Source organism: Mycobacterium sp. TY815, assembly GCF_030755135.1.
In the GTDB taxonomy this organism is placed as follows: domain Bacteria; phylum Actinomycetota; class Actinomycetes; order Mycobacteriales; family Mycobacteriaceae; genus Mycobacterium.
This window is the reverse complement of sequence record NZ_JAUFRX010000001.1, coordinates 3,889,384-3,915,712: the sequence shown is the minus strand read 5'-3', so window position 1 is coordinate 3,915,712 and position 26,329 is coordinate 3,889,384. Positions and strand designations below refer to the sequence as shown.

Annotated in this window: 21 protein-coding genes; 9 read left to right on the top strand and 12 right to left on the bottom strand. The window is 67.6% G+C overall.

Translation table 11 applies throughout. From position 1 onward, the window contains the following. Positions 1 to 1,377, bottom strand: a complete 1,377-nt coding sequence (locus QXK92_RS17030; RefSeq protein ID WP_306243102.1) for an NADP-dependent succinic semialdehyde dehydrogenase — start codon at positions 1,375 to 1,377, stop codon at positions 1 to 3. A gap of 77 nt (positions 1,378 to 1,454) precedes the next feature. On the opposite strand from QXK92_RS17030, the gene QXK92_RS17025 reads away from it, so the two are divergent. Further along, entirely contained in the window at positions 1,455 to 3,101 is a 1,647-nt protein-coding gene (locus QXK92_RS17025; RefSeq protein ID WP_306243100.1) for an acetolactate synthase large subunit, read from the top strand. On the opposite strand, the gene QXK92_RS17020 is transcribed toward QXK92_RS17025, so the two are convergent. Further along, positions 3,102 to 3,548 (bottom strand): hypothetical protein, encoded by a 447-nt coding sequence (locus tag QXK92_RS17020; protein WP_306243097.1) that lies wholly within the window; start codon positions 3,546 to 3,548, stop codon positions 3,102 to 3,104. Positions 3,549 to 3,961: 413 nt separating this feature from the next. Here QXK92_RS17020 and QXK92_RS17015 point away from each other — a divergent pair, with 413 nt between their 5' ends. Next, positions 3,962 to 5,185, top strand: a complete 1,224-nt coding sequence (locus QXK92_RS17015; protein WP_306243094.1) for a PE-PPE domain-containing protein — start codon at positions 3,962 to 3,964, stop codon at positions 5,183 to 5,185. Here QXK92_RS17015 and QXK92_RS17010 read toward each other — a convergent pair. After that, complete coding sequence (locus QXK92_RS17010) at positions 5,168 to 6,607, bottom strand: lipase maturation factor family protein (protein WP_306243092.1); 1,440 nt, start codon at positions 6,605 to 6,607, stop codon at positions 5,168 to 5,170. The two genes, QXK92_RS17015 and QXK92_RS17010, sit on opposite strands and share 18 nt — an antisense overlap. A gap of 177 nt (positions 6,608 to 6,784) precedes the next feature. On the opposite strand from QXK92_RS17010, the gene QXK92_RS17005 reads away from it, so the two are divergent. Beyond that, positions 6,785 to 7,276, top strand: coding sequence for a carbonic anhydrase (locus QXK92_RS17005; RefSeq protein WP_306243090.1), 492 nt, complete (start codon positions 6,785 to 6,787; stop codon positions 7,274 to 7,276). Here the strand turns inward: QXK92_RS17005 and QXK92_RS17000 are convergent. Both QXK92_RS17000 and QXK92_RS16995 read right to left on the bottom strand, forming a co-directional pair. Continuing rightward, on the bottom strand, positions 7,244 to 11,428 hold the full coding sequence (locus tag QXK92_RS17000) for an alpha-(1->3)-arabinofuranosyltransferase (protein WP_306244490.1): 4,185 nt from the start codon (positions 11,426 to 11,428) through the stop codon (positions 7,244 to 7,246). The two genes, QXK92_RS17005 and QXK92_RS17000, sit on opposite strands and share 33 nt — an antisense overlap. Before the next feature lie 25 nt (positions 11,429 to 11,453). Then, positions 11,454 to 11,627, bottom strand: coding sequence for a DUF2613 domain-containing protein (locus tag QXK92_RS16995; RefSeq protein WP_306243089.1), 174 nt, complete (start codon positions 11,625 to 11,627; stop codon positions 11,454 to 11,456). Between the two features lie 174 nt (positions 11,628 to 11,801). On the opposite strand from QXK92_RS16995, the gene QXK92_RS16990 reads away from it, so the two are divergent. Together QXK92_RS16990 and QXK92_RS16985 are read left to right on the top strand one after the other, a co-directional pair. Beyond that, a complete protein-coding gene (locus QXK92_RS16990) occupies positions 11,802 to 12,983 on the top strand; it encodes a glycoside hydrolase family 3 N-terminal domain-containing protein (protein ID WP_306243088.1) in 1,182 nt (393 codons plus the stop codon). Positions 12,984 to 13,025: 42 nt separating this feature from the next. Then, the gene (locus tag QXK92_RS16985) at positions 13,026 to 13,649 is read left to right on the top strand and encodes a TetR/AcrR family transcriptional regulator (protein WP_306243087.1); all 624 of its coding nucleotides are present in this window, start codon (positions 13,026 to 13,028) and stop codon (positions 13,647 to 13,649) included. Here the strand turns inward: QXK92_RS16985 and QXK92_RS16980 are convergent. After that, the gene (locus QXK92_RS16980) at positions 13,646 to 14,416 is read right to left on the bottom strand and encodes a M15 family metallopeptidase (RefSeq protein WP_306243085.1); all 771 of its coding nucleotides are present in this window, start codon (positions 14,414 to 14,416) and stop codon (positions 13,646 to 13,648) included. The two genes, QXK92_RS16985 and QXK92_RS16980, sit on opposite strands and share 4 nt — an antisense overlap. A gap of 63 nt (positions 14,417 to 14,479) precedes the next feature. Between QXK92_RS16980 and QXK92_RS16975 the strand changes: the two genes are divergently transcribed. Then, complete coding sequence (locus QXK92_RS16975) at positions 14,480 to 15,745, top strand: chloride channel protein (protein WP_306243083.1); 1,266 nt, start codon at positions 14,480 to 14,482, stop codon at positions 15,743 to 15,745. Here the strand turns inward: QXK92_RS16975 and QXK92_RS16970 are convergent. Together QXK92_RS16970 and QXK92_RS16965 are read right to left on the bottom strand one after the other, a co-directional pair. Beyond that, positions 15,742 to 16,596: a MaoC/PaaZ C-terminal domain-containing protein gene (locus QXK92_RS16970; protein WP_306243081.1), complete on the bottom strand. Its 855-nt coding sequence runs from the start codon at positions 16,594 to 16,596 to the stop codon at positions 15,742 to 15,744. The genes QXK92_RS16975 and QXK92_RS16970 overlap by 4 nt on opposite strands. Positions 16,597 to 16,598: 2 nt before the next feature. Next, the gene (locus QXK92_RS16965) at positions 16,599 to 17,963 is read right to left on the bottom strand and encodes a 3-oxoacyl-ACP reductase (protein WP_306243080.1); all 1,365 of its coding nucleotides are present in this window, start codon (positions 17,961 to 17,963) and stop codon (positions 16,599 to 16,601) included. 125 nt (positions 17,964 to 18,088) lie between these two features. Here QXK92_RS16965 and QXK92_RS16960 point away from each other — a divergent pair, with 125 nt between their 5' ends. Beyond that, entirely contained in the window at positions 18,089 to 19,396 is a 1,308-nt protein-coding gene (locus QXK92_RS16960; RefSeq protein ID WP_306243078.1) for an acetyl-CoA C-acetyltransferase, read from the top strand. Positions 19,397 to 19,795: 399 nt separating this feature from the next. On the opposite strand, the gene QXK92_RS16955 is transcribed toward QXK92_RS16960, so the two are convergent. Then, entirely contained in the window at positions 19,796 to 21,631 is a 1,836-nt protein-coding gene (locus QXK92_RS16955) for an acyl-CoA dehydrogenase (protein ID WP_306243076.1), read from the bottom strand. Between the two features lie 203 nt (positions 21,632 to 21,834). On the opposite strand from QXK92_RS16955, the gene QXK92_RS16950 reads away from it, so the two are divergent. Next, positions 21,835 to 22,872: an isopenicillin N synthase family oxygenase gene (locus QXK92_RS16950; protein WP_306243074.1), complete on the top strand. Its 1,038-nt coding sequence runs from the start codon at positions 21,835 to 21,837 to the stop codon at positions 22,870 to 22,872. Between the two features lie 6 nt (positions 22,873 to 22,878). After that, the gene (locus tag QXK92_RS16945) at positions 22,879 to 23,367 is read left to right on the top strand and encodes a flavin reductase family protein (protein WP_306243071.1); all 489 of its coding nucleotides are present in this window, start codon (positions 22,879 to 22,881) and stop codon (positions 23,365 to 23,367) included. 21 nt (positions 23,368 to 23,388) lie between these two features. Here the strand turns inward: QXK92_RS16945 and QXK92_RS16940 are convergent, their stop codons facing one another. The 3 genes from QXK92_RS16940 to QXK92_RS16930 all read right to left on the bottom strand — a co-directional run bounded on the left by QXK92_RS16940 (position 23,389) and on the right by QXK92_RS16930 (position 26,308). Then, entirely contained in the window at positions 23,389 to 23,544 is a 156-nt protein-coding gene (locus tag QXK92_RS16940; protein WP_306243069.1) for a hypothetical protein, read from the bottom strand. Positions 23,545 to 23,636: 92 nt separating this feature from the next. Next, on the bottom strand, positions 23,637 to 24,383 hold the full coding sequence (locus QXK92_RS16935) for a succinate dehydrogenase/fumarate reductase iron-sulfur subunit (protein ID WP_306243068.1): 747 nt from the start codon (positions 24,381 to 24,383) through the stop codon (positions 23,637 to 23,639). Continuing rightward, complete coding sequence (locus QXK92_RS16930; RefSeq protein ID WP_306243066.1) at positions 24,383 to 26,308, bottom strand: fumarate reductase/succinate dehydrogenase flavoprotein subunit; 1,926 nt, start codon at positions 26,306 to 26,308, stop codon at positions 24,383 to 24,385. Before QXK92_RS16930 ends, QXK92_RS16935 begins: the two co-directional genes overlap by 1 nt. Positions 26,309 to 26,329: the final 21 nt, after the last annotated feature.

Genomic DNA, 26,329 nt, shown 5'->3' with positions numbered 1-26,329 from the left:
CTACCCCACCCACACCGTCTTGGCGTTGCAGAACTCCCGGATTCCCAGGCCCGCCAGCTCGCGGCCGTAGCCGGACCGCTTGACGCCGCCGAACGGCAGCTCCGGATAGGACACCGTCATGCCGTTGATGAAGACAGCGCCGGCCACGATGTCGTCGATGAAGCGCTGCTGCTCGGCCTCGTCCTCGGTCCAGGCGTTCGACCCCAGCCCGAAGGTGGTGGCGTTGGCGATCTCGATCGCCTCGTCGATGTCGGCGGTCCGGTACACCGACGCGACGGGGCCGAACACTTCCTCGGTGTAGAGCGCCATGTCCTTGGTGATGTCGCTGATGACCGTCGGCGGGTAGAACCAGCCCGGCCGGTCGGGAGTCTCGCCGCCGCAGCGGATTGTGGCGCCCGCCGCGGCGGCGTCCTTGACCTGCTGGGCGATCTCGTCGCGGCCGGACTCGGTGGCCAGCGGCCCGACGTCGGTGTCCGGGTCAGTGGGGTCACCGACCTTCAGCGCCTGCATCCGGGCGACGAACTTGTCGAGGAATTCGTCGTAGATGTCGGTGTGGACGATGAAGCGTTTAGCGGCGATGCAGGACTGCCCGTTGTTCTGGACCCTGCCGGTGACCGCCGTCTTCACCGCTGCGTCCAGATCCGCCGACGGCATCACGATGAACGGGTCGCTGCCACCGAGTTCCAGCACGGTCGGCTTGATCTCGTCCCCGGCGATGGCGCCCACCGACTGCCCGGCCGGTTCGCTGCCGGTCAGCGTGGCGGCGGCGACGCGGGGATCGCGCAGGATCTTCTCAACCGCACCCGAGGCGACCAGCAACGTTTGGAAGCAGCCGTCCGGGAAGCCGCCGCGGGCAATGACGTCGGCGAGGTACAGCGCGCACTGGGGGACGTTGGACGCGTGCTTGAGCAAGCCGACATTGCCGGCCATCAGCGCCGGCGCCGCGAACCGCACGGCCTGCCACAGCGGGAAGTTCCACGGCATCACCGCAAGTACCACGCCCAGCGGCTGGTAGCGGGTGAACGCGCGGGATGCGTTCACCTTGCCGGCATCGGCCGGCTCGTCGGCGAGCAACGCCTCGGCGTTCTCGGCGTAGTAACGAAATCCCTTGGCGCACTTGAGCACTTCGGCCTTGGCGCTGGCCAGCGTCTTGCCCATCTCGAGAGTCATGATGGCCGCGGTGTCGTCCGCCTCGGCTTCGAGCAGGTCGGCGGTGGCGTTTGCCCACTCGGCACGCTGGGCATAGGTGGTGTTGCGGCGGTAGTCCTGGAAGCGTGCGTAGGCGCGCGCGATCGCTGCTTCGACGTCGTCGTCGGTCGCGGGGGTGAAGGTTTTGACTGTTTCGCCGGTGGCCGGGTTGATGGTGGCGATGGGCACGCTGGCCCTCCTGTCAGGGTTGTCGTGAACCGTCCAACAACTAGCCTGCCACTAGCAACGAAACAGAGAGGTAGCGGATGTCCACAGCGGCTGAGCTGATCGTCAAGTGCCTGGAAAACGAGGGCGTCTCGGTCGTCTTCGGGATACCCGGCGAGGAGAACATCCGCTTGATCAAGGCGCTGGCCGCCTCCGACATCCGCTACATCCTGACCCGGCACGAACAAGCCGCGGCGTTCATGGCGGAGATGTACGGCCGGGTCACCGGCCGCGCCGCCGTGGTGTCGGCGACGCTGGGTCCGGGTGCCATCAACATGCAGCTCGGCGTCGCTGACGCCACCACCAACAGCACACCGATGGTCGCCATCTCCGCGCAGGTGGGTCAGGACCGCGAGTACAAGGAGTCACACCAGTACGTCGACCTGGTGTCGATGTTCGCCCCGATCACCCGGTGGTCGGCCGCGGTGCCGACCCCCAGGGCCATACCGGAGATGGTCCGCAAAGCGTTCAAGGTCGCCGAGACCGAACGGCCGGCTGCGGTGTATCTCGCGGTGCCCGAACATATCGACGCGGATGCTGCCGACTATCCCGAGCTGGCGCCGCTGCCGCGCAACGTCGTTCGCGCGGACGCGCCGGCGGCCCGCCAGGTGGCGCGCGCGGTCGACATCCTGCGTACGGCACAGCGGCCGGTGGTGCTGGCCGGGCACGGTGCCGCACGCAGCGACGCGACCGAGGCACTGGTGCGGTTCTCCGAACAGCTTGGCGTCAAGGTCGCCAACAGCTTTCACGGCAAGGGCGTGATGCCCGACGACCATCCGAACGCCATCGGAACCCTGGGGTTCATGCGGCACGACTACGTCAACTTCGGGTTCGACAACGCCGACGTCGTCATCGCGGTCGGCTATGAGTTGCAGGAGTTCGACCCGGTCCGCATCAACCCGCAGGCCGACAAGAAGATCATCCACATCCACCGTTTCCCGGCGGAGGTTGACGCGCACTACTCGGTCGACGTCGGCATCATCGGCGACATCAGCGACTCGCTGAACCAATTGGCCGACGCGCTGGACGGGCGCCGCTTCGACGACGTCGAGGTCCCCGGGTCGGGGTTACTCGACGAGGAATTCACTCGGGGACAACGTGATTCGCGGTTCCCGTTGGCGCCGCAGCGGGTGGTTGCCGACACCCGGGCGGCGCTGGGGCGCAGCGACGTGGTGCTGGTCGACACCGGCGCCACCAAGATGTGGATGGCCCGGCTCTACCCGACTTATCAGCGCAACACCTGCCTGATCTCAAACGGCCTGTCCACCATGGGTTTTGCCCTGCCCGGTGCGTTGGGGGTGAAACTGGCCCAGCCCGAGTCGAAGGTGCTGGCGGTGGTGGGTGACGGCGCGTTCCTGATGAACTCCCAGGAGATCGAGACCGCGGTGCGGGAGAAGATCCCGCTGGTCGTGTTGATCTGGGAGGACGGCGGATATGGGCTCATCGAGTGGAAGATGGACCTCGAACTCGGCGAGCACCACTACGTGTCGTTCGGCAATCCCGATGTGTTGAAGTACGCGGAAAGTTTCGGCGCCAAGGGATATCGGATCTCCAGCGCCGAGGAGCTGCTTCCGACGCTGCGCGCTGCGCTGGACGACGACGGGGTGTCCCTGATCGCATGCCCGGTCGACTACTCGGAGAACCTACGGCTCACCGATCGGTTGGGCGAGCTGGACGAGACACTGTAGTCAGCGGTCGATTCTCGTCAGCCTGAAGCTGTCCCGGTGGTCGGCCAGAGCGCACGGCGCCGCGTCGTTGAAGAAATCCACCTCGCCGGTCAGCGTCACCGGGTCCCACCATTGCGTGACGGTAACCGGATGCTCGCTGGCGGGGATCCAGCGGCCGAAGTCGCCGGCGGTATGACCCGGGCAGGTCACTCCGCCGGGAATGGTCCGGGTATTGATATAGCGCCCATCGACCAGCGCGGCATCGAAGCTGCGCCCTGAAGAGGTCGTGACGTGAGCGACGCAGTCGGGTGTGCAGGTGGTCCTGATGGTCCACATTCCGGTGTCGCCGTCCTCGTCCGCGTAGAGGTACACACCGGCTAAGTTCGGGACCTCGGCCCGGGCGGGTGCGGCGTTGGTTGTCAGGATGGTTGCGAGCGCCGCCGCAGCTGCGATCATCGTGCCCTTCATGTCGTGCCCTTTCAGAGGTGGCCGGATACCATGAAGCGTAGATTACGAAACAAAGTTCGTATATAGGTTGGCGGGTATGAGTTTCCTATGGGGTATCGCCATTGATGGCAACGGGTTTCGGCTTTGCCGGCGAGCCGGTCTTGTCGGTGACTCAATGAGCCCACGTGGACCACGGCCAACCGCGAATGAATACATTTTATTACCCCGAGAAGCTCTGGCGCCCGATGATGAGGACGGCAGCCGAAAAGCAGATTACCTATATGCCGGGAAAAGAAGCGCGGAAGTCCCGGATCGGCTTCCGCTCCTCTTTCAGGAAATAGTCCCGAATTTCCCGGATTCGCGAGGATGAATAACGTCCGGTGAGTAATCTGGCGACGACCCCGTCCTGAACCGGCCCCCGCAGGGAGGCAGATGTGTCGTATGTCGTTGCGGCGCCTGACTTCCTGACTGCTGCCGCCGAAGACCTGGCCGCCGTGGGTTCCGCGGTCACCGCGGCCGGCGCTGCGGCCGCGCGTTCCACCACATCGCTGCTGGCCGCGGCTGAAGACGAGGTGTCCACGGCCGTGGCGACGCTGTTCAGTACGTTCGGCCGCGACTATCAGGCGGTGGCCGCGCAGACGGTTCAGTATCAGGAGCGGTTGATACTGCGCCTGGCGGCAAGTGCGAACGCATACGTGACAACCGAGATCGCCAACGCCGGACACGTGTCGGCCGTGCCGAACGCGGCCGCGGGAACCAGGATCGCCGTCCCCGGCGCGGGGCCCCTTTATCTACCCAACTTCCTCACCCGACTTCCCTACCTTGGTCAACTGCTGTACGGGGGCAGCGTCCCGGGCCCGCTTTCGGTGTCGATCCTGCAGGGCTACGAACTCATCAACCACGCCATCGGGCAGAACTGGTTCGCGGGGACACTCGCTCAGATCGTCAACTATCCGGCCAGCATGGGCCTTCTCAGCGGCAGCCTGGCGGCTCCCGATGTCAACGACGCCGTCGCATTCGGGCAGCGGGCGCTCAACGACCAGATCATGAACGCGTTCGTCAACGGCAGTGGCTCGCCGGTGCGCATCGCCGCACTGTCGGAGGGAACCCTGGTCGTCAACCGCGAGTTGGCCTACCTGGCGGCGAACCCGACCGGCGCCCCGCCGCCCAGCGCACTGCAGTTCGCGCTGTTCGCCAGTCCGGAACTCGGCGTGATGCAGACCTACCTGCCCAACGGGTTCACGGTGCCAATAGTGAATTACACGGTGCAGGCCCTGACAAATACCCAGTACGACGTCAGCGTGGTGTTCTCCCAGTACGACGCCTGGGCCAATCCGCCGGACCGGCCGTGGAACATCCCGGCAGTCGTCAACTCACTGTTCGGGACGGCCTATTACCACAACCAGACGGCATACGCGTCGATGTCGGACACCGTCACGGTGTCCAGCGTCCTCACTCCGCTGGGCGGCACCATCACCACCTACATGATTCCGTCACCGACGCTGCCGATGCTGCTGCCGCTGCAGCAACTCGGCGTCCCGCAGCCAATCGTCAACGGTCTGAACACATTTCTGCAGCCGATCGTCAACAGCGGCTATTCATCGCTGACGCCCGGGGCCGGCCCGTACTTCTCCCACGGCTCACTTGTCCTGAACTGACGACCGCAATGACATCGGCGGCACATAGCTGCCGATCAGTGTCCGGTGCCACCAGGCGTGGTCGCGACGCAGCTCGGCGGGCGTGGTGAACCGGTACTTGTACAGCTGCGCGCGCACGTACCGCGGCGGTGAATCCGGAAACGGGTTCCGGCGCAACAGCTTCAAGGTCTCCGGGTCGCTGCGCAACAGCCGGTGCAGAAAGGGGGTCATCCACGCCACCGCGTAACCGGGCGAGATGGCGGCGAACCACATCAACCAGTCCAGTCGCAGATGGTAGGGCGCGAACTGGCGCGGTAGTCGCCGCAACGCGGTGGGCTTGCCTTTGAATTCATATTCCTGCCAGGCGGTCTCAGCGCCGATCGACGCATCGGCGGTGCCTTCGATCACCACCTCCTGACGAATGCGGCTGATGCTGCCGAACGCGCCGTAGGTATTGCACAAATGAAAGGCGTTGAAGGACATATTCATCCGCTGGCCCGGCGAAAGCATGTTGCGGACCGGCCAGTAGCTCAGCACCAGCATCAGCGCGGTCACAGCGATCACCGGCACCACGAACCACACCGGGGGATGGGGCACGGCCCCGAAGGCGCCAACGTGCACCAACACGGCCACTGAACCGACGTCGACGGCGCTGAACGCCAGAAAGATCGTCAGCCAGTTCAGCCAGGCGAAGTTACCCGAAGCCACCAGCCACAGCTGGGTGACGACAATAACGGCAGCCGCGATACTGGCGAAGGGTTGCGGGGCGAACAATCCGAACGGCACCACCAGCTGTGCAAAGTGGTTGCCCGCTACTTCAATTCGATGCAGCGGCCGGGGCAGGTGATGGAAGAACCAGCTCAACGGGCCCGGCATCGGCTGGGTTTCGTGGTGATAGTCAAGACAACTGAGATCGCGCCAGCAGGAATCGCCGCGCATCTTGATCAGCCCCGCGCCGAACTCGACGCGGAACAACAGCCAGCGCACCAACCACAACGTCAGCACGGGTGGAGCCACCTGCGCGTTGCCCAGAAAGATCATCAGGAAACCGGTTTCCAGCAGCAGGGACTCCCAACCGAACCCGTACCACACCTGGCCCACGTTGACGATCGACAGATACAGCACCCAGAGCGTCGCCCACATCGCCACCGCCGCCCACAACGGCACTAGGTCCAGCCCGCCGACCGTCGCGGCCGCCAAGGCCGCGCCGAACCACGCCACCCCGGCGAACAACCGGTCGGAATAGCGCAGGTGAAAGATGCTCGGCGCCCGCCAGAACGAGCGTTTCGCCAGGTGCACCGGCACCGGCAGCATCCCGCGCTCCCCGATCAGGGCCCGGAACTGCCGCGCCGCCGCCACGAACGCAACGAGGTAGATCGCGGCAACGCCGCGCTCCAGGACCAGTGCACCCAGCCGATATTCGGGTGCCGAAAACCAGTTCATGGCCCACAACTCCTCGGACTATGGCGACTACGTGCAATTTCGCATAGCGCGCCCCGATTCACCTGTATGGTCCTCTGCGTCGTATCGTCCGCTCTTTCCGGCGCCAGAAAGTCGAGCAGAGAATTGCACAAAGCTGAATTCCTAAACCGCGTTGTCGGCCGTCGCCGGATGTTGGCGATGGCGGGTTTGGGAGCGGCGGCCGCGGCTGCGCCGAGAGCCGCGGCAGCACCGGAGATCCCGCCGGCGAGCTATGACGCCATGCTGTTGATGTGCATCGACCCTCGGTTCGTGAATCCCACCAATGAGTACATGCTGGGACGGGGCCTGGTGAACCGGTACAGCCAGTTCGCTCTGGCCGGTGCCGCAGCGGGCGCGGTGTCCCAGCACTGGGAGGCGTGGCACAACACGTTCTGGGACAACCTGGCTGCATCCATCGAATTGCACTCGATCAACGGCATTTTCGTGGTCAACCATCGCGACTGTGGCGCGGTGCAGATCGCCTACGGCCCCGATGCGATCTCAACCCCGGAACGTGAGACGGCCACGCACGAACGGATTCTCGGTACGTTCCGCGAGGAGGCGCTGCGCCGCCATCCTGGAATCGACGTAGAGACCTGGCTGATGGCGCTCGACGGCTCAGTGGAGCAGATCGGGCCCCGCAGTCTTTGACCGCCGTGGCATTACCACCACCGAGGTAGCCACCGCGGCGAGCGAAATCAGCGCCAGCAGTTGAACACTGGCCGAATGTCCCGCGTAACCGTCGACCGAGCGCCACGGATGGCGCGACAGTACCGCGCCGGCCAACACGATGCCACCGGCGCTCAGGCCGACCGCCAGCCCCTCGCGCCACCGGTCCGGCGCGACATGCAGCACGGCGAGCAAGGCCCCGACCACCAGAGCGCCGGGCAGACCGGCGATCATCGCCCCCGCTCCGAGCACGGCGACCCCGGCCCAGGGGCCGGGACGCCACGGTGCCGCCGGCGGCCCGTCGTCGCCCCCGACTCTGCGCCGCCAGAACGCCAGCACCGCCAGCAGCGGCAACAAGCTCAACCCCACACCGAGACCGGCTCGATAGATCGCATTCGAGGTGAAGGTCAGCGTGATCGTGTCCGCGGCTCCGGCGGGCACCACCCAACCCTGCTGCCACCCGTTGACCGCCACCGGCGTCAGACGCGCTCCGTTGCTCGCGCGGGCCACCCACCCGGGATTGATGCTCTCCGGAATCACCAGCACCCGCTCGCTTCCCGAGGCCGGCGCCCGCACCTCACGCCGGGCCGCTCCCCAGGCTCCAAGCTCGGCGGAAATGACTGGTGCAGCTGGTGATTGGGGCAGCACGGGCAGCCACGCGCCGTCCACTACGAAAGCCGCCCCCGGACTGATCAGCAACTCCTGCCGGCCTGCCGGCAACTCGATAGGCCCCGGTTCACAGGGCTGCGCCGCGATCGGCGCACCGTCCAGCAGGGCCCCCGCCGTGGTCCGGATCGAGGTGTGCAGGAATCTGCCCGCGACCGCGAGCACGGGACCGTGTTCGCAGTCGACGAAAACCTCCCGCGAGCGCGCGGCTGCGCCACCGCGGGCCGCCGCGATCGGGCTGCCGTCGGCGCCCAGCGCCACCATCTCGGCCAGCCCGGGTGGCTTGAGCTGGTCGAAGCCCAGCGCGTTGCGGTCGATGATGTCCTGCCAATCGAGCAGGCTCACCGTGACGGAGTCGGTCACCCGGGGGTGCAGTGTCAGCGTCTGGACGTCGCGGCCCGGATCCACCGCCTGCACCTGCGGCCCGTCGCCGAGATCCACCGCCACCATGGTCGGATGGGCGGGCAGCGTCGTGCGGCTGGGCGCCAGCCGCAGCCCGGTCACCTCGGTGGCCCGCGGCAGCTTGAGGGTGAGCGTCGCGGGCGTCTTGTACTGCACCACCCGCTGCGGAGCTGTCCAGGCCGTCGCCGGATCGCCGTCGGTCGCCGCATACGCCGAGCCGGGCACCTCGACCAGGTCCGAATCTCCGTACGCCCGAGCGGTATTGGGCTCTGCGATCAAGTCGGCCAGTTTGGGGCCCTGCCGCGGGCGGACCCACACCGTCGGCGTCACCGATACCGGGGCCGGCACCGTCAAGGTGCGACTCATGTTGACCGGCTCCTCGGGGGCCAGCGCCATCGACGCCGCGCAGTGCATGCTGACAGGTCCCGGCGCGCAACCGGGCCGGCCCAGGAGTTCGGCGCCCAGGTCCCAGCCCGCGATCGTCGCGCCGGGCGGCGGCCCCGGCACCGACACCGTGTGCCGCAACTGCACCGGATGGGCGAAACCGGACGCGTCGTACTGAGTGACCGTCAGGTCGGTGATCCCGAACTGCACCCCGGCCGATCCGTCATCGGTGCCGGCGGCGGTGATCCGCACCCACGGCGTCTCACCGACCGGCAGTGCGACGCTCAACGGCTTGCCGGATTCGTCGAACCGCAACGTGGTGCTGCCGTTGGCCGTCTCCACCAGAATGCGGCGCACCTGCGCGCCGACGGCCGATGCGCTAGGTGTGAGGGTGAGGACCGCGTTGGTCACCGGATGATCGAAATCGACCTGGAGCCACTGTCCGACGGCGGCCTGCAGGGCGTTGGACACCCAGGCGGTGGCCGGGTCGCCGTCGACGGCGGCGGCAGGGGAGGTCGCCACCGCGACATCGGGCAGGGCCGTGGCATCCGACGACGAACTCGACACCGTGATGCGGCCGCCGGTCCAGCTCCCGTAGACGGTGTCGGCGCCGGGGACGGGGTAGTCCGGCACCCGGTTGAAGGTGTGCCGGGCGTCTCCCGGCGCCCGGATCGCCGACGAGTGCAGGTCGACGCGCCCGTAGTCGGTCTCGCGGGCCAACGGGGTGTCGGTGACGGTGACCACCGGCGTCGGTAGCCCGGCGGCCTGGGCGTCGGCCGTCATCAGCACCGGACCCAGCGGCGGCCCGCCCAGCAGCCGCCGTCGTTCGTCCAGTCGCAGCAGCACTTCGGGCCCACCGTCGACGCGGGGCAGTCGCGCAGCGTCGGTGAAGTAGGGCGCGCCGGCATTGCCGTCGGTGCCCACCCGGTAGATCTGCACGGCCGGGTACCGCGGTCGCAACCCGGAGTCGTTGACGAAGCCGGCCAGCAGTCCGGGGCCCACCGGGGCCCCGAACTCGGCCACCTCGGTCAGCCCCGGTGACCCCGCGATGGCGCGGTGCACCAGGATGGGCCGGGCTGACCGCGACGATTCGGGGTCCAGATCGTTGCGCACCACCACATACGAAATGCCTTGTCGGGCAAGGGTGTCGGCAAGGCCGGCGGACGACCGCCCGGCGGCGAACAGTCGTTGCACCGAATCCAGCGCGCGAATGGTCTGCGGCGGTGTCAGCGGAATCGAGTCGCGTACCCCCCAGGCACTGCTGCCCAGCACCTGCAGTGGCTCGTCGTGACTGGTGCCCCACACCTGGGTCGCGAAGGGAGCGCCGGGCACCACCAGCACCCGCCCGTCCCGGTGGGCGGTGAGCCAGTCGGCCGCCTCATGCCAGTAGTCGGGCAGCGCGCTGAACGTGCCGGGCGGGGTCAGGCGTGCCGACCAGCCCAGCGCGGTGCTGACCATCAGCCCGACGAGCGCGACGATCCCCACCGCCACCCGGCGGTCCCGCTCCGGATGAGCAAACGCGGCCAGCCACGTCGCCTTGGGCGCGCTGCCCGGTAGCGGAATCCGGCCCAGCAGGTGTGTGAAACCGAGCACCAGCGGAATCCGCACCACCGGCCCCAGCTTGTGCACGTTGCGCAGCGGGGTGCCGGCGCCGTCCAGGAACGCCTGTACCTGATGAGCGACCGGCGATCCCAGCCCACCGCTGTAGCCGACCGCCAGCAACGTCACGCCGACCAGCAGCATCGTGACCAGCCGGCCGCGGGCCGGCATCGCGGTACCGGCCAACCCGGCCAGCCCGGCCCCGGCGACCAGGCAGGTGCCCAGAATCGCCACCGGCCCGGTCACCAGCGGCGCCCCCGCCGTCGCGGTGGGCGCCACGAACGGGGTCCAGCTGTCGGTTCCGCGCAGCAGCTCCACCAGCGACGACCACTGCGTCGTCACGCCCGAGGATTCGATGAAGTCCAGAAACGGCGGGCTGACGCCGCGCAACTGGCTCAGCGCCACCACCCACCACAGCACCGCCGGCACCAGCGCCACCGCCAGCCACGCGGCGTAGCGCAGCCAGCGCCGATTGGGCCGGTGCGCGGCCAGCCAGATCGCCGCCGGCAGGCAACCGGCCAGCGTCGCGATCGCATTCACGGCGCCCATGAGCGCCACCGCGATCCCCGCCTGTGCGGCCAGCACCCGGGCGGAGCGCCGTGAATCACCCCGCAGGGCGAGAATCGTCGGCAGCAGCACCCAGGGCGCGAGCATCATCGGCAGCGTTTCCGAGGAGATCGATCCCAGCGTGGTCAGCACCCGCGGCGACAGCGCGAACGCGACGGCGCCCAGCAGCCGGGAGCTCGGGCTGCCGATGCCCAGAGCCTCGGCGACCCGCAGCATGCCCCAGAAACCCACCGTCAACAGCAGCGCCCACCACAAGCGCTGGGTGACCCAGCCGGGCACGCCGAGCGCGTGGCCGATCAGGAAGAACGTGCCATGCGGAAACAGATAGCCGTAAGCCTGGTTCTGCGTCTGGCCGAACGGCAGGTCGCTGCTCCACAGGTTGGTGGCACGGGCGAGGAAGCGCAGCGGGTTGGCGGTGAGGTCCAGTTTGGTGTCGGGGGAGACCTGGCCAGGTGACTGCAGGAACGACAGAGCCAGCGATACGGCTCCGACCAACAGCAGCCAGCGACGCGACAGGGCCGAAAGCTCGCCCTTCGGTTCGCTAGCTACGGTTGCCGTACTCGACCCGGTTGAGCACCGATGACGACGGATCGCCCCCGGGCAGTGGCGGCTTCGTGTCCTGCTGGACCATCAAGGTGACGCCGAAGACCGCGGCCGCGCCGAGCAGCAGGCCGACAACCACACTGGCGGCAGCGGGCGCGACGATCCGGTTCATGTACCCGAACCTAGCAGAAGGACGTCGGGCATCGGTCGCCGTACTGGACCACCGTGGACATCACCACCGGCACCGGTTCCGGCTGAGCGGGCGCCCCGTCGCCACCCGAGACGGCGAGCGTCACCCCCACGCCCCCAGAACCCGGCGGTGAAACGCCCGTGACAGCATGTCCGGATGGCTTTTCCGCGCACCCTGGCCGTCCTTGCCGCCGCGTCGATGCTGGTCGTCGCCTGCCACGGCGGGACCAAGCCGGGCAAGTCGTCGGCCACCAGCAGCTCCGGCTCCCCGAGTTCCAGCTCCACCCCGGCGGCTGCGCCGGGTCCCCGGGTGTGCGCCGACCCGCCCGACGTCCCGGGCAAGATCCCCAACCTGCGCGACAAGCTGGCCCAGCTGCTGATGGTCGGGGTGCGTGACGCCGCCGATGCCAGGGCCGTGGTCACCGACTTCCACGTCGGCGGCATCCTCATCGGCAGTGACACCGACCTGAGCATGCTGCCCGGCCCGCTGGCCGAGATCGCCAACGCCGCCAGTCCGCTGCCGCTTGCGGTCGGGGTCGACGAAGAGGGCGGCCGGGTGTCGCGGCTGCGGACGCTGCTGGACGGCCGCGGCCCGACCGCCAAGGAGATGGCGCAGACGATGACGGCCCAGCAGGTGCACGACCTGGCACTGACCCGGGGCCGCAAGATGAAGGAACTCGGTTTCACCGTCGACTTCGCGCCGGTGGTCGACGTGACCGACGAGCCCGACGACAGCGTGATCGGCGACCGCTCGTTCGGCGCGGATCCGGCGAAGGTCACCGAATACGCCGGCGCCTACGCCCAGGGTCTGCGCGACGCGAAGCTGCTGCCGGTGCTCAAGCACTTTCCCGGGCACGGCCACGGCTCCGGTGACTCGCACACCGGCGGGGTCACCACGCCGCCGCTGTCGGACCTGATCGCCAACGACCTGGTGCCGTACCGCACCCTGCTCAACGCCATCCCGGTGGCGGTGATGGTCGGTCACATGCAGGTGCCCGGGTTGACCGGCAGTGACCCGGCCAGCCTGAGCAAGGCCGCGCTCGACCTGCTGCGCGGCGGCACCGGCTACGGCGGACCGCCGTTCAACGGCCCGGTGTTCAGCGACGACGTGTCGAGCATGGCGGCCATCTCCGACCGGTTCGGGGTGACGGAGGCGGTGCTCAAGACGCTGCAGGCCGGCACCGACATCGCGCTGTGGGTGACCACCAAGGAGGTGCCCGCCGTGCTCGACCGGCTCGAGCAGGCGGTCAACGCCGGCGATCTGCCGGTGCAGCAGGTGGACGCCTCGCTGGTCCGGGTGGCGGCCATGAAGGGCGTTACGGCCCAGTGTGGCCGCTGACGGAAAGTGCTTACCCTTGATGGGAATAGATAGGGGATAGCGATGGCGGGTGGTACCAAGCGGTTACCGCGTGCTGTCCGCGAGCAGCAGATGCTCGATGCCGCTGTACAGATGTTCTCGGTCAACGGCTACCACGAGACGTCGATGGACACGATCGCCGCAGCCGCCGAGATCTCCAAGCCGATGCTCTACCTCTACTACGGCTCCAAGGAAGACCTCTTCGGCGCCTGCCTGAACCGGGAGATGAGCCGCTTCATCGACGCGGTGCGCGCCGATATCGACTTCACGCAGAGTCCAAAAGATCTGCTGCGCAACACTATTGTCGCGTTCCTGCGTTACATCGACGAGAACCGCGCGTCCTGGATCGTCATGTACACCCAGGCCACCAGCTCGCAGGCGTTCGCCCACACCGTGCGAGAGGGCCGCGAGCAGATCATCGAACTGGTGGCTGGGCTGGTGCGGGCCGGTACCCGCAGCCCGCGCTCGGACGCCGAAATCGAAATCATGGCAGTGGCTTTGGTGGGCGCCGGTGAGGCGGTGGCCAGCCGGCTGAGCACCGGTGACATTGACGTCGATGCCGCCGCCGCCATGATGATCGACCTGTTCTGGGCCGGCCTGCGGGGGGCGCCGCCCGATCGCGAAGGGTCCGGCGCCGTCATCGGCTAGGAAACCGAGGATCGGTCGACTGGGAAGTCGAAGTAGGTGTCCGGGTAGGGCTCCGGCTGATAGGTGTAGTGCCACCATTCGTTCGCATAGTTGACGAAGCCCTGTTGCTGTAGAACATCTTTCAGCAGCATCCGATTCTCCAGCTGGTACCCCTGGATCGCCTGGGTGTGCGCGAGCGGATCGAAACAGTCGAAACCCGAGCCCATGTCGATCGAGTCATCGGGGAACCGCGCCGCTGCCGGGGCCGTGCAATCGACGAGCGGCTGGCCCGGAACATACGGCGCGGTCGGCGCGGCGGGCAGCCGTACCACGCTGAGATCGACGGTGCTGCCCCGGCTGTGCCCCGAGCGGGAGTCGATGTATCCGTCGCGGAACAGAACCGCCTTGTCGACGCGCGGGTAGAACTCGGCCTTCATCCGTTGATCGGCGAGATCGCCTGCCCACCTGACGAAGTCGTCGACGGCCCGCTGCGGCCGGTAGCAGTCGTACACTTTGAGCGTGTAGCCGCGTGGGATCAGCTGCTGCTGGGCGCGGTGCAGCCCTTCCGCTGCCACGCGGGTCAGAATGCACAGCGGGGCGCGATAGCCGTCGACCGGATCGCCGGTGAAGTTGTGTGGTGTGTAGTAGCGGATATCCGCCTCGATCGTCGGGTCGACGTCCTGCAGCACCACGAAGGCGGCCGGTTCGGCCCGGGCGACGGGGAGCCTGGCTGTCATTAGCGCGACCAGCAGAACGGCGCCGGCGACCGGCCGGACCCTGGCAAACATGCGTCATCATGGACCGCCGGCAACCGGTGCGCAACCGCTTCGGTGGCCGTATTGTCGGCAGGCGTGCCCCGCAAGCCCGGCCCGGACTATTTCTGTGCCTTCTTCTGTGCGGTCGTCATCGTGGGCCTGCTGGCCGGTCTGGCCGGGTTGACCACCACGGTGGTGCTGCGTTCGGTCGAACACCTCACGTATCACTACACTTTCGGCTCGCTGCTCGACGGGATCACCGGCAGCAGCCCGGTCCGGCGGGCGGTGGGCCCTATGATCGGCGCGGCACTGGCCGGCCTGGGCTGGTGGCTACTGCGGCGCCGAGTGCCGGTGCCGCCGCTGGCGGGCACCATCGCCCGGCACGAACGGGTGCCGCGGCTGACCTGGAGCATCGACGCCCTGCTTCAGGTGGTCCTGGTCGGCTCCGGCGCCTCCCTGGGCCGCGAAGGCGCGCCGCGCCAATTCGCGGCTGTGCTAGGCGATTTCGGCACGTCCTGGCTGAAGAGGCTGTCGCCGGGCGACCGGGAGATCCTGCTGGCCTGCGCCGCCGGCGCCGGGCTCGGCGCGGTGTACGCAGTCCCGCTGGCCGGTGCGCTCTTCACATTGCGGATCCTGCTGAACACCTGGCGGCTGCGCGCTGTCGGCGCCGCGTTGATCACGTCGAGCCTGGCCGTCGCGGTCGGCTCGGCGGTCACCCACGACCAGAACGAACTACATTGGCCCAGTGCGGAATCCGCGTACCTGCTGAGTGCGCACGGGCTGGCCCTGGCGCCGGTCGCCTTCGCGGTGGGCTGGGTGTTCAACAAGATCATCGCCGCAGCGCGCCCGGCGCAACTCATCCGATCCTGGGTGCTGATCCCCGCCCTGGCCGGCGCCGGGTTGCTGACCGGAATCTGTTCGCACTGGTGGCCCGAACTGCCCGGCAACGGCAAGAGCGTGCTCACCGTCAGCCTCGCCTCCGGCATGACACTGGCATCAGCGGCCGTCATCCTGGCGCTCAAACCGGTGCTGACGGCGCTGTTCCTGCGCGCCGGCGGCGCCGGCGGCCTGCTCACCCCGTCGCTGGCCACCGGGGCGGCGGCCGGGACCCTGCTGGTGCTGAGCCTCAATCAGGTGGCGGGAACGCACCTGCACGGGCCGGTGATCTCGCTGGGCGCCGCCGCCGGGGTGCTTGCGGTGACGCAGGGCTCGCCGATCTGGGCGGCGCTGTTCGTCTGGGAGTTGGCGCGGCCGCCGATCTGGATGCTGCTCGTGTTCGCCGTCACCGCGGTCGGAGCGCACGCCCTGGACACGCTCGCGCTGCGCCGGCGTCGCAGGCGGCTGGACGACCGGGCGGGCTAGAGGGGCTGAACCGTCCCCGTCAGGTGCGGGTAGCCCTTGGAGATGTGGCGCAGCGACAACTCCCATCCGTCTTGCCCATCGACTTTGCGCTCGTCGATGTAGAGCCCCGCGGTCGCCGGCAACAGCACCGGCTTGCCGAACCGCACCGAATACCGCACGGCATCCGGGAAGTGGGCTTCGATATTTGCCAAGACCGCTGCGGCACTGAACATTCCGTGAGCGATGACGGTGGGGAAGCCGAACAGCTTGGCGGCCACCGAGTTGGTGTGGATCGGATTGTGGTCGCCGCCGACTGCGGCGTAACGACGGATCTGCGACGGGGTGATGCGCAGCACCGCCGACGGCGGCGGCAGCTTGGGCTGCTTCTGCGGCGGCGGCTTGGGCTCGTCGGACAGGCTGGTGCGCTGCTGGTGCAGGAAGGTGGTCACCTGGTGCCACGCCGGTTCGTTGCCGACGCTGACGTCGGTGACCAGGTCGACCAGCAGACCCTTGCGGTGCTCGCGCAGGTTCTCGGCGTGCACCCGCACGCCGACCGTGTCGGTCACCGAGATCGGCCGGTACTGCGTGATCTGGTTCTCGGTGTGCACCGAACCCATTGCGGAGAACGGGAAGTCGAAGCCGGTCACCAACGACATCACCGACGGGAAGGTGAGCGCGAAGGGATACGTCAGCGGCACGTTGTTGCCGAAGCGCAGCCCGGTGACCGCCGCGTAAGCGGCCACGTTCGCGGCGTCGATCGGCAGTTCCTCGACCGTGACGGTGCGGTTGGGCAGCTGGTCGGACCGGGACACTACCGGCAGCGCCCCGGCCACTGCCCGCAGCATGTTGCGAAGCCCACTGGGTTGGTTCACTGTCAGGCCCCGATCATCGCCTGGCCGCAGACCCGGATCACATTGCCCGTCACGGCGTTCGAGGCCGGGCTCGCGAAATAGGCGATGGTCTCGGCGACGTCGACGGGCTGGCCGCCCTGCAGCATCGAGTTCATTCGGCGGGCCACCTCGCGGGTGGCCAGCGGGATGGCGGCCGTCATCTCGGTCTCGATGAAGCCGGGCGCCACCGCGTTGATGGTGATGCCCTTTTCGGCCAGTTGCGGAGCCAGTGCCTGGGTGATGCCGATCATGCCGGCCTTGGTGGTGCCGTAGTTGGTCTGGCCGCGGTTGCCCGCGATCCCGGCGATCGACGACAACCCGATCACCCGGCCGCCGTCGGCGAGGGTGCCGTTGGCCACCAGTCCTTCGGTGAGCCGCAGCGGCGCAAGCAGATTGACGGCAATCACGGCGTCCCAGCGGGCGTCATCCATGTTGGCCAGCAGTTTGTCGCGGGTGATGCCGGCGTTGTTCACCAGGATGTCGGCCTTGCCGCCGTGGTGGTCGCGCAGGTGCTCGGAGATCTTCTCGACCGCGTCCTCGGCCGTGACGTCCAGCCACAACGGGGTGCCGCCCACCTTGCTCGCGGTCTCCGCCAGCGCCTCGGCGGCCGACTCCACGTCGATCGCGACCACGCGGGCGCCGTCCCGGCCGAACACCTCCGCGATGGTGGCGCCGATGCCGCGCGCGGCCCCGGTGACGATCGCGACCTTGCCGTCCAGCGGCCGGTCCCAGTCGGCCGGCGGCGTCGAGTCGGCCGCGCCGACGTAGAACACCTGGCCGTCGACGTAGGCCGACTTGGCCGAGAGGATGAACCGCATGGTGGATTCCAGGCCGGTGGCGGCCGGTTTGGCGTCCGGCGCCAGGTACACCAGCGCCGAGGTGCCGCCGCGGCGCAGTTCCTTGCCGACCGAGCGGGTGAAGCCCTCCAGTGCGCGTTGAGCGATGCGCTCGTGTGGGCTCTCGATCGCGTCGGGCGTGGTGCCTACCACCACGACCCGCGCCGACGGGCCGAGGTTGCGCACGACGGGAGTGAAGAAGTCGTGCAAGGCCTTGAGGCCGGTCGGCTCGGTGATGCCGGTGGCGTCGAACACCAGGCCGCCGAACGAGTCCGCCCATCGTCCGCCCAGGTTGTTGCCCACCAGGTCGTAGTCGGAGTCCAGCGCCGCCCGCAGCGGCTCGGCAACCCGGCCCGCACCGCCGATCAGCAGCGACCCGGCCAGCGGCGGGTCGCCGGGCCGGTACCGGCGCAGCGTCTCGGGTTGAGGGACTCCAAGTTGCTTGGCCAGGAACGATCCGGGGCCGGAGTTGACCACCTGGGAGAACAGATCGGGCGAGACCTTGGGTGCCACTGAGCTTGCCTTCCGTGTCAGGGGAGGAACTTACTTGAGAGTAAGAACACTGGGTAGTATTGCCTGCGAAACGCTGATACCCCAAAACTAACCCCCCGGACTACCGGCGATCGACGGAGACAACAGTGGCCCCTGCCAGTGACCAGACCAAGCGCCGCGTCGCAGTACTCGGCGGCAACCGCATCCCCTTCGCACGCTCGGACGGCGCCTACGCGGACGCGTCCAACCAGGACATGTTCACCGCGGCCCTGGGCGGACTGGTGGACCGGTTCAACCTGCGGGGCGAGCGCCTGGGCGCGGTGGTCGGTGGCGCGGTGCTCAAGCACAGCCGTGACTTCAATCTCATGCGCGAATGCGTGCTCGGTTCGGAACTGAACCCGCACACTCCGGCCTTCGACATCCAGCAGGCCTGCGGCACCGGTCTGCAGGCGGCCATCGCGGCCGCAGACGGCATTGCGGCGGGCCGCTATGACGTTGCGGCGGCCGGGGGCGTGGACACCACCTCCGACCCGCCGATCGGACTGGGCGACGACCTTCGCCGCACCCTGCTCAAGCTGCGGCGTGCCAAGTCCAACGTGCAGCGGCTGAAGCTGGTGGGCACCCTGCCGGCCAACCTGGGTATCGAGATCCCGGCCAACAGCGAGCCACGCACCGGCAAGTCGATGGGCGAGCACGCCGCAGTCACCGCCAAGGAGATGGGGATCAAGCGCGTCGACCAGGACGAATTGGCCGCGGCCAGCCACCGCAACATGGCCGACGCCTACGACCGCGGGTTCTTCGACGACCTGGTGTCGCCCTTCCTGGGCCTGTACCGCGACGACAACCTGCGGCCCAATTCCAGTCCGGAGAAGCTCGCCACCCTGCGCCCGGTGTTCGGGGTGAAGGCCGGCGACGCGACCATGACCGCCGGCAACTCGACCCCGCTGACCGACGGCGCCTCGGTGGCGTTGCTGGCCACCGAGCAGTGGGCGGCCGACCACAACGTGGCGCCGCTGGCCTTCCTGGTGGACTCCGAGACCGCCGCCGTCGACTACGTCAACGGTTATGACGGACTGTTGATGGCGCCCACCTACGCGGTGCCGCGCCTGCTCGCGCGCAACGGCCTGAGCCTGCAGGATTTCGACTTCTACGAGATCCACGAGGCGTTCGCTTCGGTGGTGCTGGCGCACCTGCAGGCGTGGGAGTCCGAGGAGTACTGCAAGGAGCGGCTGGGGCTCGACGCTGCGCTGGGCTCCATCGACCGGTCCAAACTGAACGTCAACGGGTCGTCACTGGCCGCGGGGCATCCGTTTGCGGCCACCGGCGGGCGCATCCTGGCGCAGACGGCCAAGCAACTGGCGCAGAAGAAGGCCGAAACGGGCGGCCAGGTGCGCGCGCTGATCTCGATCTGCGCGGCGGGCGGACAGGGCGTGGCAGCGATTCTCGAGGCCTGACGGCGTGCTGAAAATCACCGGTCAAATTTTGGATTTATTTGGTTAGGCACGCGCACATATGGGTAACCGCTCGAACGGATAGCCCCGTGTTGTGGTCTGACCCCCCGACCCCGACGGCAACGCGGGGCAATCCCTGGATCGATTGCCGGTCAGCGTGGACGGGCGAACGAGAAGGGCCGCCGCTGGAGTGAGGGGATCCAGCGGCGGTCTTTTTGCGTTCCGGCCGCTCCGTCCCGCACCCCGCTATGTGACCCGGCGCTTGCGCCGAGATTGAACGTGCGCACACCCTTCACGGCGTGTCGTGTGTGTGGTGTCAGTGTCGCGCCGGCGGGCCCAACGGAATTGCCGCCAAACGCAAAAATCCCCCCGCCGCAGCGGGGGGATTTTCGTCGTAGCTACTCAGAAAGCGGCTTCGTCGAGCTCCATGATGTCGTTGTCCAGGGTCTCGATCACCTCGCGGGTGCTGGTCAACAGCGGCAGGAAGTTCTTCGCGAAGAACGACGCGACCGCGATCTTGCCCTCGTAGAAGGACCGCTCGGCACCGTCGGCTCCGGCGTCCAGGGCCTCGATCGCCACGGCGGCCTGACGCTGCAGCAACCAGCCGATGACCAGATCACCGACGCTCATCAGGAACCGCACCGAACCCAAGCCCACCTTGTACAGGCTGGTGACGTCCTCCTGAGCGGCCATCAGGTAGCCGGTCAGCGAGGCAGCCATCGCCTGGACGTCGGTGAGTGCCTTGGCCAGCAGCGCCCGCTCGCTCTTGAGCCGCCCGTTGCCGGACTCGCTGTCGACGAACTTCTGGATCTCGCCCGACACGTGCGCCAGGGCCACGCCCTTGTCGCGCACGATCTTGCGGAAGAAGAAGTCCTGCGCCTGGATGGCGGTGGTGCCTTCGTACAGGGAGTCGATCTTGGCGTCCCGGATGTACTGCTCGACCGGGTAGTCCTGCAGGAAGCCGGACCCACCGAAGGTCTGCAGGCTCTCGGTGAGCTTGGCGTAAGCCTGCTCGGAGCCGACGCCCTTGACGATCGGGAGCAGCAGGTCGTTGATCTTGGCGGCCAGCTCCGGGGTCACCCCGTGCACCGCCTCGGCGACCGCCGCGTCCTGGAACGTGGCGGTGTACAGGTACAGCGCCCGCAGGCCCTCGGCGTATGCCTTCTGGGTCATGAGCGACCGGCGCACGTCGGGGTGGTGCGTGATGGTGACCCGGGGAGCCGTCTTGTCGGTCATCTGGGTCAGGTCGGCACCCTGGACGCGGGATTTGGCGTACTCCAGCGCATTCAGGTATCCGGTGGACAGGGTGGCGATGGCTTTGGTGCCCACCATCATGCGGGCCTGCTCGATCACCTCGAACATCTGCGCAATGCCGTCGTGCACCTCGCCGACCAGCCAGCCGATGGCGGGCTTGTCGTGCTGGCCGAGGGACAGCTCACAGGTGGCCGAAACCTTCAGGCCCATCTTGTGCTCGACGTTGGTGACGTACACGCCGTTGCGCTCGCCCGGCTCGCCCGTCTCGGGGTCGAACAGGAACTTGGGCACGAAGAAGAGCGAAAGTCCCTTGGTGCCCGGGCCGGCACCCTCGGGGCGGGCCAGGACCAGGTGGAAGATGTTCTCGAACAGGTCGCCGGAGTCACCCGAGGTGATGAAGCGCTTCACACCGTCGATGTGCCAGGTGCCGTCCTCCTGCTGGACAGCCTTGGTGCGGCCGGCGCCGACGTCCGAGCCGGCATCCGGCTCGGTCAGCACCATGGTCGAACCCCAGCGCCGCTCGGCGGCCAGCACGGCCCACTTCCGCTGCTCCTCGGTACCGAGGTGGTAGAGGATCTGGGCGAAACCGGCGCCGCCGGCGTACATCCACACTGCCGGGTTGGAGCCGAGGATGTGCTCGTTGATGGCCCACATCAGCGCCTTGGGCATCGGCATGCCGCCCAGCGCCTCGTCGAGGCCCGCCTTGTCCCAGCCGGCGTCGATCACCGCGTTGACGGACTTCTTGAACGACTCCGGCAGGGTCACCGAGAAAGTCTTGGGGTCGAAGGTCGGCGGGTTGCGGTCACCTTCGATGAAAGATTCGGCGACGGGCCCTTCGGCCAACCGGGCCACCTCCGCCAGGATCTCGCGGCCGGTGTCGGCGTCCAGGTCGCTGAATTCACCCTGGCCTAAGGCCTTGTCAACACCCAGCACCTCGAACAGGTTGAATTCCTGGTCACGAACGTTGCTCTTGTAGTGGCTCACTACGGTCCTCCTCGTTGAGAATGCCACCTGTGGTTGGGTACTAGGTCTAAGTTACCCACCAGTAACACCGTTAAAATATCTCGGCTTCGTTGTTCAACGCAAGTCGATGTGAGGAACATTTCACGGTCTAACTAACCAACCGGTTGGGATACGGCTGATCGCAGCCCTGGCATACCTGCTTACCTGCGGCGATGATGGAGCGGATGTCGAATGTGGGGAGCGTCACGGCCCTTCCGATAGTGGATCTGGGGGCCGATTCCGACCGGCTGCGCGCCAGTCTGCGGCGGGCCGCACACGAGGTGGGCTTCTTCTATCTGCTCGGTCACGGGGTTCCCGCCGGGCTGGTGGCCCGGGTGCTCGATGCGGCGCGGCGGCTGTTTGCGCTGCCGCAGGCCGAGAAGGATGCCATCGCGATGGTGCGCAGCCCGCACTTCCGTGGCTACACCCGGCTGGGTGGGGAGTTGACCCGGGGCGAAGTCGACTGGCGCGAGCAGATCGACATCGGCCCGGAGCGTCCGCCCATCGGCGGACCCGGCCGGCCCGACTATCTATGGCTGCAGGGCCCCAACCAGTGGCCGGCCGCCATGCCTGATCTGCCGGGCATCGTCGCGCAGTGGGATGCTGCGTTGTCCGGCGTAGCGCGCACGTTGCTGCGGCACTGGGCGGCCGCCCTCGGCGCCCCGCCGGACGTCTTCGACGAGGCCTTTGCCGACCGGCCCGCAACGCTGATCAAGATCATCCGGTACCCGGCGCACGCCGCATCCCCGCAGGGCGTCGGCGCTCACAAGGACTCCGGGGTGCTCACGCTGCTGCTGGCCGAGCCGGGCAGCCGGGGCCTGCAGGTACGACGGTCTCCGGGGCAGGATCGCTGGGTCGACGTCCCACCGGTGGACGGCGCTTTCGTCGTCAACATCGGTGAGTTGCTCGAGGTGGCCACCGGGGGCTACCTGCGTGCCACCGAACACCGGGTGAATCTGGCCGACGCGGGTGCCGAGCGGATCTCGGTGCCCTACTTCTTCAACCCGGCGCTGCAGGCGCAGTTGCCGGTGCTGTCGTTGCCCGCCGAGCTGGCCGAACGCGCGCGCCCGGCGCCCGACCCGACGGATCCGATCCACTCCGTCTACGGCCGCAATGCCTGGAAGAGCCGGGTGCGCGCACACCCGGATGTGGCTGCCGCACACGGATACGCGCCGGGTAGGGTCGAAAGCGAGAATCCCGTTCTCGGCTCGAGGAGCGAATGAAGTCCGGTGAGTGTGAACAACAAGCTGACGCCGACGTCACTGCGTGAGGCTTTCGGCCACTTCCCGTCCGGGGTCATCGCGATAGCCGCCGAGGTGAACGGCGTACGCGAAGGCCTCGCCGCCAGCACGTTCGTGCCCGTGTCGCTGGAGCCGCCGCTGGTGTCCTTCTGCGTGCAGAACACCTCGACCACCTGGCCCAGGCTCAAGAGCGCGCCGATGCTCGGCATCAGCGTGCTCGGCGAGGCGCACGATGCGGCCGCCCGCACCCTGGCCGCCAAGACCGGCGACCGGTTCGCCGGGCTGGACACCGAATCCCGCGAGTCCGGTGCCGTCTTCATCAAAGGCACCGCGCTGTGGCTGGAAAGTGCGATCGAGCAATTGATCCCGGCCGGCGACCACACCATCGTCGTGCTACGGGTCAGCGAGGTCACCGTGGACGCCGAGGTGGCTCCGATCGTCTTCCATCGCAGCGTTTTTCGGCGCCTCGGCGTCTAGCGCCACCGGGCGCAACCCGTTCTAGGGCCGCTCGCCCAATTCGGCCCGGTAGCCGGCGATGCGCTGTTCGATCTCGATCGCGTCATCGTGGCGACCTTCTTTGTGCGCGAGGTCCGCTCGAACCGTCAGTTCCCGGATCGCGGTGCGAATTTCATTGATGCTTGCAGCTTCTGGCATCGCAACCTGCCTTCCTATCGCGGGCAGTGCTGAACCCCGGTTCGGGGTCAACACCTACGGTTGTACCCCGGGCCGGTGAACGCTAACAGAGCTCAGCGACGGAAAAGTTTATTGCCCAGCCAGACGACGGGGTCGTACTTGCGGTCGGCGACCCGTTCTTTCATCGGAATCAGCGCGTTGTCGGTGATCTTGATGTGCTCGGGGCAAACCTCGGTGCAGCACTTGGTGATGTTGCAGTAGCCCAGCCCGTGCTCTTCCTGAGCCTGCTTCTGCCGGTCCACCGTGTCCAGCGGGTGCATGTCGAGTTCGGCGATCCGCATCAGGAAGCGCGGACCGGCGAATGCCTCTTTGTTCTCCTCGTGGTCACGGATGACGTGACAGACGTTCTGGCACAGGAAGCACTCGATGCACTTGCGGAACTCCTGCGACCGCTGGACATCGACCTGGGCCATCCGGTACTCGCCCGGCTGCAACTCCTTGGGCGGGGTGAATGACGGTATCTCGCGCGCCTTTTCGTAGTTGAACGACACATCGGTCACCAGGTCGCGGATCACCGGGAAGGTGCGGATCGGCGTGACGGTGACGACCTCGTTCTCCTCGAACGTCGACATCCGCGTCATGCACATCAGGCGCGGCTTGCCGTTGATCTCCGCCGAGCAGGACCCGCACTTGCCTGCCTTGCAGTTCCAGCGCACCGCGAGGTCGGGCGTCTGAGTCTGCTGCAGGCGGTGGATGACGTCGAGGACCACCTCACCCTCGTTCACCTCGACGGTGAATTCCTCGAGCCCACCGCCACTTTCGTCGCCGCGCCAGACCCGCATGCTCGCGTTGTACGCCATTACGCTCTCCGTTCCGGGTGCTCGGCCAGCTCTTCCGCGGTGTAGTACTTCTCCAATTCGGAGACCTTGAAGAGCTCGAGCAGGTCTGGCCGCATCGGGATCTGCTCCTGGCGGGTGATGTTGATGTGGTCGCCGGTGGTCTCCACCTCATCCTGCGAGGCCTCCGTGCACACCAACAGCGTGTTTCGCCAGCTGGAATCCATGCTCGGGTGGTCGTCGCGGGTGTGTCCGCCCCGGCTCTCGGTACGCGTGAGCGCCGCCTTGGCCACGCACTCGCTGACCATCAGCATGTTGCGCAGGTCGATCGCCAGGTTCCAGCCCGGGTTGTACTGGCGTCCACCTTCGACGTGGACGTTCTGGTACCGCGTCCACAGCTCCTTGAGCAGCTTCAGGGCGCGGGTGATCTCTTCCTCTTTGCGGATGATGCCGACGAGGTCGTTCATCACGTGCTGCAGATCCATCTGCAGTGCGTAGGGATTCTCCGGAGCCGAGCCGTCGGTCGGGCCGGCGAACGGCTTGAGGGCGAAGTTCGCTGCGGCGTCGATGGCCTGGTCGGAGACCGACGGGCGGCTCTTCAGGGCCCGCACGTAGTCGGCCGCCCCCAGCCCGGCGCGCCGGCCGAAGACCAGCAGGTCGGACAGCGAATTGCCACCCAGCCGGTTGGAGCCGTGCATGCCGCCGGAGCATTCACCCGCGGCGAACAGTCCGGGGACCTTGGCCGCGCCGGTGTCGGCGTCGACCTCGATGCCACCCATCACGTAGTGACAGGTGGGCCCGACCTCCATCGGCTCTTTGGTGATGTCGACCTCGGCCAGTTCCATGAACTGGTGGTACATCGACGGCAGCCGGCGCTTGATCTCCGCCGGGGTCAGCCGGGATGCGATGTCCAGGTAGACCCCGCCGTGCGGCGTGCCGCGGCCGGCTTTGACCTCGGAGTTGATCGCGCGTGCCACCTCGTCGCGGGGCAGCAGGTCGGGGGTACGACGGGCCGAGTCGTTGTCCTTGAGCCACTGGTCGGCCTCTTGCTCGTCTTCGGCGTACTGCCCTTTGAAGACCGGCGGGATGTAGCCGAACATGAACCGGGTTCCCTCGGAATTTTTCAGTACTCCGCCGTCGCCACGGACACCCTCGGTGACCAGGATCCCCTTCACACTCGGCGGCCACACCATGCCCGTCGGATGGAACTGGACGAACTCCATGTTGATCAACGTCGCACCGGCACGCAGCGCCAGCGCGTGCCCGTCGCCGGTGTACTCCCACGAGTTCGAGGTGACCTTGAACGATTTGCCGATGCCGCCGGTCGCCAGCACCACCGCGGGCGCCTCGAACAGGACGAAGTTGCCGCTCTCGCGCCAGTAGCCGAACGCCCCGGCGATCGCGTCACCGTCCTTCAGCAACTCGGTGACCGTGCACTCGGCGAACACCCGGATCCGGGCCTCGTAGTCACCGAACTCGGCGAAGTCCTCCTGCTGCAGCGAGACGATCTTCTGCTGCATGGTGCGGATCAGCTCCAGGCCGGTGCGGTCACCGACGTGGGCCAGCCGCGGGTAGGTGTGCCCGCCGAAGTTGCGCTGGCTGATCCGGCCGTCTGCGGTCCGGTCGAAGAGTGCGCCGTAGGTCTCCAGTTCCCAGACGCGGTCCGGCGCCTCCTTGGCGTGCAGCTCGGCCATCCGCCAGTTGTTGAGGAACTTGCCACCCCGCATGGTGTCGCCGAAGTGGGTCTGCCAGTTGTCTTTCGGGTTGGCGTTGCCCATGGACGCAGCGCAGCCACCCTCGGCCATCACCGTGTGGGCCTTGCCGAACAGGGACTTGGTCACCACCGCGACCTTCAGGCCGCGTTCGCGCGCTTCGATGACCGCGCGTAACCCTGCGCCGCCGGCACCGATTACGACAACGTCGTACGCGTGCCTTTCGACCTCAACCATGAAACCTCGCTCAAATTATGG

Bases quoted from the DNA above. Each gene is read 5' to 3' on its own strand.
- QXK92_RS16940 (WP_306243069.1), bottom strand. From the start codon at position 23,544: ATGCCAGAAGCTGCAAGCATCAATGAAATTCGCACCGCGATCCGGGAA.
- QXK92_RS17020 (WP_306243097.1), bottom strand. From the start codon at position 3,548: ATGAAGGGCACGATGATCGCAGCTGCGGCGGCGCTCGCAACCATCCTG.
- QXK92_RS17010 (WP_306243092.1), bottom strand. From the start codon at position 6,607: ATGAACTGGTTTTCGGCACCCGAATATCGGCTGGGTGCACTGGTCCTG.
- QXK92_RS17025 (WP_306243100.1), top strand. From the start codon at position 1,455: ATGTCCACAGCGGCTGAGCTGATCGTCAAGTGCCTGGAAAACGAGGGC.
- QXK92_RS16930 (WP_306243066.1), bottom strand. From the start codon at position 26,308: ATGGTTGAGGTCGAAAGGCACGCGTACGACGTTGTCGTAATCGGTGCC.
- QXK92_RS16935 (WP_306243068.1), bottom strand. From the start codon at position 24,383: ATGGCGTACAACGCGAGCATGCGGGTCTGGCGCGGCGACGAAAGTGGC.
- QXK92_RS17005 (WP_306243090.1), top strand. From the start codon at position 6,785: ATGGCGGGTTTGGGAGCGGCGGCCGCGGCTGCGCCGAGAGCCGCGGCA.
- QXK92_RS16985 (WP_306243087.1), top strand. From the start codon at position 13,026: ATGGCGGGTGGTACCAAGCGGTTACCGCGTGCTGTCCGCGAGCAGCAG.
- QXK92_RS16950 (WP_306243074.1), top strand. From the start codon at position 21,835: ATGTCGAATGTGGGGAGCGTCACGGCCCTTCCGATAGTGGATCTGGGG.
- QXK92_RS16995 (WP_306243089.1), bottom strand. From the start codon at position 11,627: ATGAACCGGATCGTCGCGCCCGCTGCCGCCAGTGTGGTTGTCGGCCTG.
- QXK92_RS16990 (WP_306243088.1), top strand. From the start codon at position 11,802: ATGGCTTTTCCGCGCACCCTGGCCGTCCTTGCCGCCGCGTCGATGCTG.
- QXK92_RS16980 (WP_306243085.1), bottom strand. From the start codon at position 14,416: ATGTTTGCCAGGGTCCGGCCGGTCGCCGGCGCCGTTCTGCTGGTCGCG.